This is a genomic window from Anaerobacillus sp. QJM3NY_17 (assembly GCF_056173665.1).
Genome location: NZ_CM149685.1, coordinates 2232872 through 2246250, shown reverse-complemented (window position 1 = coordinate 2246250; position 13379 = coordinate 2232872). Strand labels below are relative to the sequence as shown.

Sequence of the window (13379 nt, the reverse complement as noted above, 5' to 3'; positions counted from 1 at the left end):
GGTGATGAAAATGAATGGACTTCAACTTTTTACAGCATTGACTCCTATTTTAGCGGTGTTTATCTTACTTGTTCTTTTGCGTTTACCTGCAACGAAAGCTATGCCGGGAAGTTTACTCCTCACCGCATTAATGGCCTATACGATATGGAAAATACCAAAGATACAAATGACAGCAGCATTCATTGAAGGATTAATCATAGCTTTGTCGATTATTTGGATTGTATTCGGAGCGATTTTATTATTAAACACGCTACGAAATAGCGGAGCGATTGACGCGATTCGCACGGGTTTTATGGGAATATCCATGGATCGAAGGGTACAGCTAATTATTATCGCCTGGTTATTTGGGGCATTTATTGAAGGAGCAGCGGGATTTGGAACACCAGCAGCCATTGGAGCACCACTCCTTGTAGCATTAGGCTTTCCTCCTCTTGCCGCAGTTGCGATGGCCCTTATTGCTGACAGCAGCCCAGTTTCTTTTGGCGCCGTTGGAACACCAATTATCGTCGGTGTAGATCAAGGACTCCGACAGGGTTCAGCTGTCGCGGATCAAGTAACAGCTTCCATTGGACAGCAATCGATGCCTGAATATTTGCAGGCAGTCACTCAAAGTGCTGTTATGATTGATCTTTTCGTAGGTACTTTTATCCCGCTTATTTTAGTCATGATGTTAACACGTTTTTTTGGTGAAAACCATTCTTGGAAGGAAGGTCTTTCTTTATGGAAGTTCGCTATATTTGCCGGACTCAGCTTCACACTGCCGGCATTTATCGTAGCAACGCTTTTAGGACCTGAATTTCCTTCCATCATTGGTGGTCTTGTTGGACTCACAATTGTCGTTCCGGCAGCCAAAAGAGGCTTCCTTCTACCTGATGAGGCCTGGAATTTCAACAATGCAAAAGAAACATATGTGAAACCTTCAAAAGCGCTACCTTTGTGGCTTGCGTGGTTGCCCTATTTACTCGTTGCGCTTTTATTAGTGCTAACACGCTTGGACGTATTACCTTTAAAAGGATGGCTAAGGTCGGTTAAAATTGGTTGGAACCAAATTCTAGGTACAGAGATCAGCACTTCGTTTGAACCTTTGTATCTACCTGGAAGCCTATTTATTGTTGTCATAGTAGCTACAGTCTTTCTTCATAAAATGTCTCTAAAATCGGTTAAGAATACAGTAGTAGATTCTATGAAAACGATGGTTGGTACGGTTATTGCACTTGGAACGGCTGTTCCGATGGTTCGGATTTTTATTAACTCAGGAATGAATGGTGCTGATCTCATGAGTATGCCAATGGAGCTAGCGACACTTGTTGCAAATGCGGTTGGTGATGCGTGGCCACTTGTTGCCCCGTTTATCGGTGCTCTCGGTTCATTCATTTCTGGTAGTGCAACATTTAGCAACATGATGTTTTCACTTTTTCAATTTAGCGTAGCTGATCAGCTTCAAATGAATGAACAGCTCGTTCTTTCACTTCAAGTACTTGGAGCAAACGCGGGAAATATGATTTGTGTATTAAACGTTGTTGCAGCTGCTTCTGTTGTTGGCATGGTTGGAAAAGAAGGAACCATTATCCGAATGACACTTGGTCCTATGTTGTTCTATGCTATTTCAACAGGGGTGATTGGATGGATTGCCATTATGCTGCTCTAAGTCTCACTAAAGAACAGCGCCTTCTCAATTGATAGAGAAGGCGCTGTTTCTTTGGTAGTATAATTATTGATCTAGTTTATTAATATCTTCTTCTGCTTTATCAAGCATCATCTGATAATTAAATGTTGTATCTAATTTATTCAAGAATTCATCATACTCACTAAGGTCACGTTGTCCACTTATAAATTTAATCATTTCTTCTTCAGAGAATCGATCAGCATCTGCCGAATTATAGCCCTCTGGATAATCAATATACCCATTTAGAGATTCAATTCGCGGAGCGTCTGCGGAAGCTTCGATATATTCCGTTTGTTTTGAGAATTTCGTTGATAGGTACTCCATTTCAGGTCGACCAGTGAATTGGTAAAGCCAAAAGTAGCCACCCTCTTCAGCCAGTTTGTCCGTTGGGACAATCTTGCCGTCTTCTTTGTTATAATGTTCTCCTTCTATTCCATACTGAACGAGTTTAGAGCCCTCATCAGATGCTACATAGTTAAGAAGTTTAAATATTTTTTCGAGCTTTTCTGGTTGGTCTTCAAGTGCTTTCGGAATAGCATAAAAGCCATTAGCTTGACCTATATCCCACGTTCCTGCTGATTTTCCTGCAGGTCCTTCAATTGCCGTAAGCTGTACCCACTCAGCATCTGGATCTACTGCTTTGTATTGTTCAATATAAGCATCACTCGTTAAATTCGCCCATCCATCAAATAAAATCCCAAATTTACCTTGAAACGCTTTTTGTTGAGGCTCGTTACCTGTATTACTAAAAATTTCAGGGTCCGTTACATCGTTTTCAACAAACTTTGTAACTGCAGTGAGAGCTTCTTTATTATCAGGATCATGAAATGAGTTCACTAATTCACCGTCTTCTTTATAAAAGCTTTTTGGCATTCCTACACCATAAGCACCAAGTATCGGTTGGAAAGCGCTTACTCCTGATCCGGTAAGACCATAAGTATCTTTTTGCCCATTCCCATCTGGATCATCTTCTCGAAAGGCTTTTGCTACTTCATATAAATCATCTACTGTTTTAGGCATTTCCATGTTTAATGCTTCTAACCAATCTTTCCTAACCCAGTACGTATAGAAAGGTATGCTTGCAGGAACAGTCACCGCATAAACTTTATCATTTACCTTCGCTTTTTCAACATTATCTTCTCCAATAAAATCCTGAACTTCCTTAAGGTCGTCCATATAAGGGTCAAGGTCTAGTAGTAAACCTTTGTTAGCATATTCTACTAGAGCAGCTCGACTAACTTGAAACAAATCAGGATAATCCCCTGCCGATAAACGAACGTTTAATTTGTTTTCATAGTCATTAGGATTAACGGAGAGGTTCACAGAATAACCAAGTGCCTCATCTAGTTCTTGCTTAATAACGTCATTTTCTGGGTCAGGTAAGTTTACCCCTTGTCGAATGACTTCTACTTCCTCACTACCAGATTCGCTGTCAGCTCCAGACGATAAGTTACAAGCAGAAAGCAATAATGAAAGAGATAATGCAGGTATAAGGACATGACGCAACTTCTTGTTTTTCATAAAAACCTCTCCTTTTTCAATCGTAATAGATGAAGTTCATTTCACTTTTTCCTGAAACCAATCTTTTCTAGTTTATCATAATAATGAATCAGTTCCGCTTTGAATTGATAGGGTTGTCGGGTCAACTTCACGGAAAAATAAAGTTCTGATTATTTAATTAAATCCTCTTCTACATTCGCTTTTAAGGTAAACTAGCGCCTTCACTTCTCACCTTGATCAATTGTGTCTTACCCCCTTTAGTCTGTTTAGCTTTTATTTTTCTAAATTTTCTAAATTAAGTATATAAATAATACAAGCTTATGAGAATAGAATATAGAGTCATTTATTTATACTTTATTTCAACCAAAATCTGGATGGAAATGCAATTGAATTGAAAGTTTAGTAGTTCCCCCCCATTTTTAATTTTGAATTTACAAAAAACGTTCTCTCTGTGAGAACGTTTAAAGGATTATCCTAAGTTTTCGATGTTCCAAGTACGAATTGAATAGAATCCAGCATCAAGCTTTTGTTTCTCTTCTAATAGGGTGTTTTGCAACAGTTCCGGAAGCTTCTTAAAAGTCTCGTGATGGACGTCAATTCCTTCATAACTCGAGTAAATGGGAATAGTCACAATTTGTTTATCTAGTGTATCGAAGCAGTGTATACATAGAAATCCAACGCTCCTCATTCGATACGAAAACATAATGCGATATCGTGCTTCGCTCATATTATTCTCTCCTACTATTTTTTTATCAGTATGTACAAAATAGTAGATAAGCAAACCTCTCTTTTACGAGTAGCGAGTCAAGATAGGAGTGTTAGAGCATATTGTTTTTCAATTAGTATACCTGCTGATAAAATTGAATATGGGTTTTTCTTGAAAGAAAATCTCCCTTTTACACTCTGAATAGAGAAAGAAGATGAAATTATGTCAACTAGTCAAAAAAAATTATCTGATATTAAATACTCAGTACTAGATTTAGCTCCTGTTATGGATGGAGAAACTATATCCGATGCTTTAGAACGAACAAGAAATCTCGCTCAGCACGTAGAGAAACTTGGCTACAATCGTTTCTGGCTAGCTGAGCACCACAATATGCCCTACATCGCGAGCTCTGCTACATCAGTTGTGATTGGACATGTTGCTGCGGGTACCTCAACCATTCGTGTTGGATCTGGTGGAGTCATGCTTCCAAACCATTCCTCTCTTGTCATTGCTGAACAGTTTGGAACACTAGAATCGCTATTCCCTGGACGGATTGATTTGGGACTTGGACGAGCTCCTGGAACTGATCAGCGTACAGCATTTGCATTAAGACGAGGCACTGGAAGCATGGCTCAGGATTTCCCAGAACAAGTCGCTGAACTTCGCTCATATTTTGATCCTTCTACGAGCCCGGGATCATCTCCAGTACGAGCTATTCCTGGTAAAGGCCTTAACGTACCAACATGGTTATTAGGATCTAGCCTATACAGTGCAGAGCTTGCTGGAAAACTAGGGTTGCCCTATTCTTTCGCAAGTCACTTTTCTCCTAAAAATACCGTTAGTGCGCTCCAAACGTATCACCGAAGCTTTACGCCTTCGAAAGCACTCGATAAACCTTATACGATGGTAGGTGTAAACGTGATTGTGGCAGATACAGATGAAGAAGCAAATTATCTGTCTACGACTTTACAACAGCAGTTTTTAAATTTGATTCGTAATCATGAAGCGCCTATTCAACCGCCTGTTGAAAAGCTAAATGCGAGTGAATATGAGCTTGCGGCACTTGATCAGCAGCTTGCTACTTCTATTGTTGGTAGTCCTGAAACAGTCAAACGAAAAATGCAGGAATTTCTTGATGAAACGCAAGCGGATGAAATGATGGTGATCTCTTCTGTATATGATTATGAAAAGCGGAAAAAGTCCTATAAGTTGTTATCAGAATTAACGACTGATTAATCAATTCTCCTATAACACGTGAGTTAAAATGTTCTGGTGTTTGCAAATAACGTTATTTCTTTGAAACCCGAACGAAGTTAATTAATAGTAAGTCATTGTTAAGATTTGTCTTTACATTGATTTAAATGCTGGTTTATAATACCAATCATAACCTGAATAAGAACATCACTCATATAACCGCAAGAATATGGCTTGCAAGTTTCTACCGGATCACCGTAAATGATTCGACTATGAGTGAGCAACCATCAGTTTAATTACTGTAGACTCTTTCTTTATCTATATTCCCGGAGGCATGTTGCTCACTCTTCTGTGAGCAACGATGTTCTTCGGGTTTTTGTATTGAAGGAGGAAATTATATGGAAAATTTAATGAACAAAATTAGTCAGGAAGGTTTAGCATTATCTGACGCTGTCTTAAAAGTAGATTCATTCTTAAATCATCAAGTCGATCCCGTTCTTATGAAAGAAATTGGTGAGACATTTGCGAGTAAATTTCAAAGAGACTCCATTACAAAAGTCGTTACACTTGAATCATCTGGTATTGCACCAGCTGTTTTTGCTGCCCTCACCCTTAATGTGCCGCTTATTTTTGCTCGAAAGCGAAAGTCGCTCACATTACAGGAGGACTTGTTAACGGCAGATGTATATTCTTTCACTAAAGAAGAAACGAATACAATCACCATTTCGAGTAAATTTTTAAATGAAGAAGATCACGTTCTTGTTATTGATGACTTCCTTGCAAATGGCCAAGCTGCTGAAGGTCTCATAGAAGTTGTTTCTAAGTCAGGTGCGTCGGTAGCTGGAATTGGTATTGTTATTGAAAAGGCATTTCAAGATGGTGGGAAACGCCTTCGCTCAAAAGGGATTAAGGTGGAATCGTTAGCGAAAATCGCTAAACTAGAAGCTGGAAAAGTCACCTTTGTGAATGAGGGAAGTTTCGTATGAATAGCCTGAAATATTTATCACTAGGCATTCAACATGTTCTTGCCATGTATGCAGGAGCTGTCGTTGTACCACTCATTGTAGGAGGGGCCCTGGGGTTAAGTGGAAAGGAACTCACTTATCTTGTCTCAATTGATATTTTTATGTGTGGAATGGCTAGTATTCTACAAGTATGGAAAAATCGTTTCTTCGGTATTGGCTTGCCGGTAGTACTTGGTTGTACCTTTACCGCAGTTGGTCCAATGATTGCGATCGGTGGAACATATGGTATTACTGCCATTTACGGAGCCATTCTCGCTGCAGGTTTATTCGTGATCTTAATCTCACCTATTTTCAGCAAATTAATAGCATTCTTTCCACCGGTTGTGACTGGTTCAGTCGTCACCATCATCGGAATTACCTTGATTCCCGTTGCTATGGGGAATATAGCAGGTGGGGAAGGTTCGGTTGATTTTGGATCATTACAGAATATTAGTCTTGGATTTGGTACGCTTCTCTTTATTGTGTTATTGACTCGATTCTTTAAAGGGTTTATCCGTTCAGTTGCCATCTTAATAGGACTTGCAGTTGGTACGATCGTTGGCGGATTCATGGGGATGGTTGACCTAACACCTATTAAAGAAGCTAGCTGGTTTCATTTAATTCAACCGCTCTATTTTGGGGTACCTACATTTGAATGGACGGCTATCTTGACGATGATTCTCGTTGTTCTTGTAAGCCTTGTAGAATCTACAGGTGTATACTTTGCTTTAAGTGATATTTGTGATGAAAAACTGACGGAGAAAGATGTGAGAAACGGCTACAGAGCAGAAGGCCTAGCGATTGTATTAGGTGGATTATTTAACGCATTTCCTTATACGACCTATTCACAAAATGTGGGGTTAATTCAACTATCTGGTGTCAAGAAGAAGCAAATTATTTATCTCGTTGGTTCAATGCTGATTTTGATCGGTTTAGTGCCAAAAATCGGTGCTGTCACAACTATTATCCCGCCACCAGTCCTTGGTGGAGCTATGATTGTTATGTTTGGTATGGTAATGGCTTATGGCATTAAAATGCTTTCTCGCGTAGACTTTCAATCTCAAGAGAACCTCTTTATCATTGCTTGTTCGATTGGAGTTGGTCTAGGTGTTACAGCGGCTCCATCTGTTTTTGAAAAACTGCCACAAAGCCTTCAAATATTAACAGATAATGGGATTGTAGCAGGTAGTTTAACGGCCATTACATTAAATATTGTTTTTCACGTATTTGGAAAAGAAAAAACAACTTCCTCTTCTCTCGTTCAATCCAAAGCTTCATAAAACAACAAGCCTGGATTCGAATCACTCATTCGAATCCAGGCTTGCTTTTTGATAATGATGAAATTTTAGCTGTTTTTCTTTACTAATTTAATATAGTCAATATTTAAAGGGGAAAGTAAGTTGTTCATATAAATGACATGTTCACCTGCCTCAAGTTCAAATAGAAGCGGATGGTTATCTAAAGCATCCAGTCGTACATCTTCCCAATTCTCCCATCCATATGTGGAAGGGAAATGAAAGCTATTCATTGGGCCGTCGTCTACCTTGAATTCTCGATAAGCATTCGGCATATCAGTGGAATAGCGTACAATCGCCTTGTAAGTTCCTCCATTTGGAACCGTGATTTTCCACTTCAACCAGTGGTTTTCATGATCCCAGTTTTTCAGAGCTAATCCTTCTGATGCTCCGGCTTTTGGAGTGATGACGACCTCTCCACCCCCCTGATCAACAAAATCTTCGCCCTCTACAATAACTCCTTCTTCTGCAGAAGTTATGGAAACTTCTCCAGTGACTTCTGGTTCTGTTTGCTGTTCTTTAAAGATAGGTTCTACATGTGAATAAAGCTGTGCTACTTCTTTCGGATTTCCACCATCCGTCAAAATAAATTGATCATTATTTTTAACGGATATAGTAAGCTGGTTTTTCTGATTCATTTTCAACTTTTTCATTTTCTTTTTTTCTTCATCATACATCCATACTTTTGTCTGTGGCTTTATCAAATCACCTGAAAGAGTGATCACATTGTCAGAACCTTGATAGTCAATTCGAAAGTTTTCATCCATCTTACTAAGTTCGATACTTCCCTCTTGATCTAGTGTTAGGTTGGTTTCACCCAAACTGAGATAAGTTCCTTCCTGAAGTGAAATCTCTATTAGTTTATGATCATTTAATGAATGTCTTGTCATAGCGAAAGCACCGTCGGATTCCATTTCGTTCATCTTCTTTTGTTCCAATTTGTTACCTATGACAATGGTATCTTCAAAATCCGAACTAGAAACAGTAACACCTTTAGCAAATTGATCGCTCACTACAGGCACTTCCATGACATTTACTTTTTCATTTTCTTCCTCGTAAGGTTGAATGACAGAAACAAAATCAGTTTTTCTTGCCGATCTACGTGGCATCAGCATTTCAGTGAAGACATTTCCGGTATAGATAGATGTTTGTTCTTCACCTAGCATCGTAAGGGTAAAAAACTGATCGTCTTTTTGATAGGTTGCTTCCCATAGCTCGTCTGATATCCCCTTCTCCAAACTATTCAAATGTTGATAGCCGCCTTTATCTCGAAGTTGATCGACATTACTTCGATCGTCAACAGTGATATCCTTTAAGTCTCCATCTATATGGAAAGGGAGATCGTACGTATGATTGTCTTCACTTTCAGCATGAAACCAATCTAGCACATACTCATCTAACATCGTAGTGGTGCGTTCCATGGCAACACCTTCATAAACTGCCTCAGTTATTGCACGGGTTTGCTTCACAACTGGACCAATGAAGTCATGTTCTAAGTAACCTGAAGAAGGGTTTCCTGGTTCATCAGCTTGCCATAAATATGTTGAGTCCCCCTGCGGATACTGGCTCGTTTGATCAACAACGAGTGTATTATGAGCTAGCGTTTGTTTCGCCCAGCTCACATGCATAGGATTGTCATATCCAAGGGACCCAGCATCTTTCAGCCACATTTTCGAATCAGCATACATCATAATGCCTAATTTATCTGCATGAAGGTGTCCGTTGGGAGTTCCGGGAGGACTATAAAAAAGACTAACATTCATCGCTTGTCCAGCCGGTTTATGATTACGGATAATTGTTAAACCAGAATCTCGATAAAAGGTGCTTCCGTTCTTATTTTCCCCTTCCGGAGCAAAGACATTTGTACCAATAGAAAAATCAGCAGAAGAAAGATCTTTATCTGCAAATAATATCGCCCAAGCCTCTGTGAGTGAACCTTCACGATTTTCTCCAACGGATTGTTTAATCAGCCAGGCGTATTTTGGGTCTTGATAGTAATGGAAGCCAATCTCGTATATCATTTTTGATTGTAAGGTTTTATATGCCGCATTTCCGATTGCAGGCCGAGCCATATTTCCAAACGTATAATTCATTAATGAATCGAGCATTTCTTTAATAGCATATTGTTCACCATTTTTTACATGAAATAAGTCTTGATTCGATTGATAGAGTGGAACAGAAAGATACATAAGGGGTTTAATGGCATATTCATGATACGTACTTGGACCTTCCCACCATAGCCCATCTTGGCGGATTCCTTCCGAAAGCTGCTTTATTGCCCCATGCTTTTGATCATTGATAACTTGATCAAGACGTGACATGTCTTTCAAAACGAGGGCTGCATTACCGATCGCAGCATTATGCCAGACCTGCCAATTGGAGAGACCTCGTTGGTAGCGATCAATTACTTCTATTGCATTTTTCAATACATTCTCTTCTACTTTATATCTCTCATTATCATTTAGAAAGGGATGCATCATATCGTATACCCAAGCTATATTGATCAACCATTCCGATTCTTCAAGAGTTTGTGCTGTAAGTCTCCCATCATAACTTCCTGTCAGGGGATAATCGGGGTAATGATCTGCGTATTCTTTCATTATCGTAATGGCAGCTTCTTTGTATTTATCATCATCTGTTATCCAATAAACGAGTCCGGCATCTCTTGCGATTTCTCCTAAATGTAAGTGAAGGTTATTCTTAGTAGGCGGGAGTGAAAATTCCCCTGTGGTTCGTTGGACTGCTTCATCTGCGTTTTTCTGTAAGTCTTTAAATGCATCTTCTGCATATGCTTCTGTTTCTATTTTAGCTTTTAGTTCGTCTATGTCATTTTCATTAAAATACAAATAAGGATGATCAAGACTTATTGGTTCATCTTGGACTTTAGGGAGAATATCTTTTTGTTTAGCAGTTATGAAATCGCTCTCATTTCCTTCCGCATCAACGACAGTCATGGCGAAATACTCATCAGTAACGTCTTCATTCATCCAGATTGAAGGATGTTGAGCTTGATCTTCGGCTACAAGAGTAGCCTCATTTAAATTTTCAATTTTATTTGGAGAAGAATAAATTCTGATGAACTCAAGGCGCGATTCTGGAGATAATCCCCATGTTCCTACTGCGCCATTTTCTATATGAGTAAGAACGCTAAATGCCTCTGGCTTAGATGGTGGTTTTACGTTTGTGATTTCAACTGATGCAGTATTGGATTGACTACTTTCTTTTGTGGCTTTCATTATTGCTTCTATCTTATAAAAATAGGTAGCACCTAAGGAAGTTCTCGAGTCGATCCATTCGTTTGTTTCACTCTTATTTAATAGATGTTCCTCATCAAGTGGAAACTCCTCTTCTGTGCTTCGATAAATGTTATATGTTAAAAGGTCATTATATCCGGGAGGGACATCCCATTTTAACTTGACAGCTCCTGTTGTGATTGTCGTTGCTTGAAACGCACTGATGTCAGGTGGCTCATCATAGTTCACTTTTACTAATTGCATATCATCAATCCACGCTTTCCCATTTCGACTATCCATCATTGGTTCAATGGATAATGTAACCGTGTTTTTAGGGACGTTCAGGAGTTTAGTTATTTTTGTCCATTCATTTGAACCTTCCCTTGCTCCAACTAAAATCATGCCTGACGTATTTTGCCATGTCTCATTTTTGAATTGAATACGTACGGCCATAGACCCTGAACCTTCATTAATATCTTCCGTCTTCATCCAATAAGATAGTGCGTATGTTGTTTCCGCTTGTATCGGAACTCTTTGAACGAGTGACGTTCTATCATCAGGATTTGTATTGTGTAGATAAGCAGATTGTGTTCCTTCCTTTACCTGATCTGTAACAAGCTTTATTTCTCCATTTCCCTTCGGCTTCCATGTACTCCACTTCGGAGGGACGGAGCCAGGATCACCATCCTCAAATGCTCCATTTAGAATATAATTAGCCTGACCGATCTCTACTGTAAATGAGGCGGTTAACGCGCCAGATGCTGTTGTGGCTATAATCGTTGCGAAACCATTGTTTAAACCTTTCACTAGTCCTGTTTGATTAACTTCTGCAACAGTGTTGTCAGAACTAGTCCATGTAACTTCCTTATTTGTAGCGTTCTCAGGTAATACTGTTGCTTCTGCTTGGAATGTTTCATCAATTTCCATTGCTTTATAAGAAGTATTCAATTCTAGTTTTGTTGGAAGTATATTAGTAGTTGGTACAACTTGAACGTCATCGATCAATATTTGCCCTGTCCCGTTTTCAAGAAAATTCTCGATGCGTATTTTTGTGATGTTTGAAGGGATATCAAGCGTTAGGGAGGCTTGCTCCCAATCGGTTGTTCCCTTCCCTTCAAACAGCGTGAATTCTTTACTTCTTTGCCCATCCGGTTTATAGAAGGATACTCTTATATAGGCTCCCTTTGAAGAGGATTGAACATTGCTAAGCTTAATCCACTCAGAAATTTGATAACTTTCCCCTGGCTCCACAAGAATATCTTGATACACCGAGGCGCGAGCATTTTCATCAGGACTTTGAATAGATAGTGCGTGACTTCCATCAATCGACGAGTCAGAAATAGCTTCAATCGTTGGGTTTCCAGAGGCTTTCCACACTCCCCATTTGTCTAACGAACCATTCGAATCTTCAAAGCTACCATTACGAATCATGTTGTTTTCTTCTGCATGAAGCGATGATGAAACAAGTAAGGAGATAACTAAGGTCAAGACGATTAGTAAAGAGTATCCAAACGGTTTCTGCATAATATCCTCCCAATTAGTGGATTGGTTGACGGATCAACTTATGCTATTTGCTCTCTTGAAGTGATCTATTGCGATTTGTCCTCTACATATCGTTAATTGCACATTCATTTGTTCATCAACTACGATTAAGTCAGCATCTTTATTCACTTCTATACTTCCTTTTCTCTTCCAGATACCTAATTCTCTCGCTGCGTTTTCAGATGTCATCTTCATAAGGTCATACATGGAACAATGAGTAAATTCAAGCATGTTTCGGGCAGCTTCGTTCATTTTTAGTATGCTTCCAGCTAAACTGCCAGAGCTCTTTAGTATGGCTTTATGATCTTTTACTTCAACTTCCTGACCACCTAAATCATAGATGCCCTCGTTTAAGCATTTAGCCCTCATCGCGTCTGTGATTAAAAGAAGTCCTTCTGCTCCCTTGAGCCGATAAGTTAAATCTACGATATCTTTAGAAACATGAATCCCATCTACGATGATTTCAGCTAAAATGTTTTGATTTAATAGAATGGCACCAGCCGAACCTGGGTCCCGATGATGAAGGCCGTTCATTCCATTAAAAAGGTGTGTCGCGTGTCGAATGCCTAAGTTAACAGCGTGGGATAGTTGTACAAAATTAGCTTCGGAATGACCAACTGAAGCGATCATCCCATTTTCATATAAATACCTCGTTAATTCTGATTGATCATCGAGCTCAGGAGCAAGTGTGACAAGCTTTATTAAATCATTTGCGAGAGATTGGTAGTGTTTGAATGTTGAAACATCAGGTCTAATAATGGAGGAAGTAGGTTGAGCACCGGCACGGTTTTGATTAATGAATGGTCCTTCTAGGTGAATCCCAATCATTTCAGCTTGGCCAGGATGGTTATTTTTTTGATGATAAGTAGCAGCATTTCTTAATGCATGTTCAATATTTGAAGAGGGGTTCGTCATCGTTGTAGCTAGAAAGCTAGTCGTACCCTCTAAGGGAAGAGTCTTGGCAATCGTTGTTAAGGCTTCAGGGGTACTATCCATGACGTCTGAACCTGCTGCACCATGAATGTGGACATCGATCATACCTGGTAGAATAGCGTATTGGGAAGGGAGATCTATCACTTGATCAACCGGTAAATCTCTTGAAATATCTGAACCGATACCGGTGATTTTATCATTTTCAATGAGAATAGTATTTTCTTGACGATTTGGATTAGGAGTGTAAACTTTTCCTCCTCTAAGTAAGATGCGTTGCAACTTCTCACCCCCTTCCGTTTAGAGCAA

At 39.4% G+C, this 13379-nt stretch carries 8 protein-coding genes and 1 riboswitch; of the genes, 4 read left to right on the top strand and 4 right to left on the bottom strand.

Going from position 1 to position 13379, the window contains the following annotated elements; genetic code table 11:
* The first annotated feature begins 10 nt into the window (after positions 1 to 10).
* Positions 11 to 1648, top strand: coding sequence for an L-lactate permease (locus AC0VYV_RS11820; protein WP_475373837.1), 1638 nt, complete (start codon positions 11 to 13; stop codon positions 1646 to 1648).
* Positions 1649 to 1711: 63 nt separating this feature from the next.
* Here AC0VYV_RS11820 and AC0VYV_RS11815 read toward each other — a convergent pair whose 3' ends face one another.
* Both AC0VYV_RS11815 and AC0VYV_RS11810 read right to left on the bottom strand, forming a co-directional pair.
* Positions 1712 to 3187, bottom strand: a complete 1476-nt coding sequence (locus AC0VYV_RS11815; RefSeq protein ID WP_475373836.1) for a type 2 periplasmic-binding domain-containing protein — start codon at positions 3185 to 3187, stop codon at positions 1712 to 1714.
* A 448-nt stretch (positions 3188 to 3635) separates the two neighbouring features.
* Positions 3636 to 3893, bottom strand: a complete 258-nt coding sequence (locus tag AC0VYV_RS11810; RefSeq protein WP_283154203.1) for a hypothetical protein — start codon at positions 3891 to 3893, stop codon at positions 3636 to 3638.
* Positions 3894 to 4094: 201 nt separating this feature from the next.
* Here AC0VYV_RS11810 and AC0VYV_RS11805 point away from each other — a divergent pair, with 201 nt between their 5' ends.
* The 3 genes from AC0VYV_RS11805 (at position 4095) to AC0VYV_RS11795 (ending at position 7350) form a co-directional block, all read left to right on the top strand.
* Positions 4095 to 5108 carry an LLM class flavin-dependent oxidoreductase gene (locus AC0VYV_RS11805; protein ID WP_475373835.1) on the top strand — a complete coding sequence of 338 codons (1014 nt, stop codon included), beginning with the start codon at positions 4095 to 4097 and terminating at the stop codon, positions 5106 to 5108.
* A 149-nt stretch (positions 5109 to 5257) separates the two neighbouring features.
* Positions 5258 to 5359, top strand: a riboswitch (purine riboswitch).
* 105 nt (positions 5360 to 5464) lie between these two features.
* Positions 5465 to 6052 carry a xanthine phosphoribosyltransferase gene (locus AC0VYV_RS11800; RefSeq protein WP_475373834.1) on the top strand — a complete coding sequence of 196 codons (588 nt, stop codon included), beginning with the start codon at positions 5465 to 5467 and terminating at the stop codon, positions 6050 to 6052.
* Complete coding sequence (locus AC0VYV_RS11795; protein ID WP_475373833.1) at positions 6049 to 7350, top strand: nucleobase:cation symporter-2 family protein; 1302 nt, start codon at positions 6049 to 6051, stop codon at positions 7348 to 7350. The genes AC0VYV_RS11800 and AC0VYV_RS11795 overlap by 4 nt, the downstream gene beginning before the upstream one ends.
* A 65-nt stretch (positions 7351 to 7415) precedes the next feature.
* Here AC0VYV_RS11795 and AC0VYV_RS11790 read toward each other — a convergent pair whose 3' ends face one another.
* The gene (locus AC0VYV_RS11790; protein WP_475373832.1) at positions 7416 to 12122 is read right to left on the bottom strand and encodes a carbohydrate binding domain-containing protein; all 4707 of its coding nucleotides are present in this window, start codon (positions 12120 to 12122) and stop codon (positions 7416 to 7418) included.
* A gap of 33 nt (positions 12123 to 12155) precedes the next feature.
* Positions 12156 to 13352 (bottom strand): N-acetylglucosamine-6-phosphate deacetylase, encoded by a 1197-nt coding sequence (gene nagA, locus AC0VYV_RS11785; protein WP_430245348.1) that lies wholly within the window; start codon positions 13350 to 13352, stop codon positions 12156 to 12158.
* Positions 13353 to 13379 lie beyond the last annotated feature (27 nt).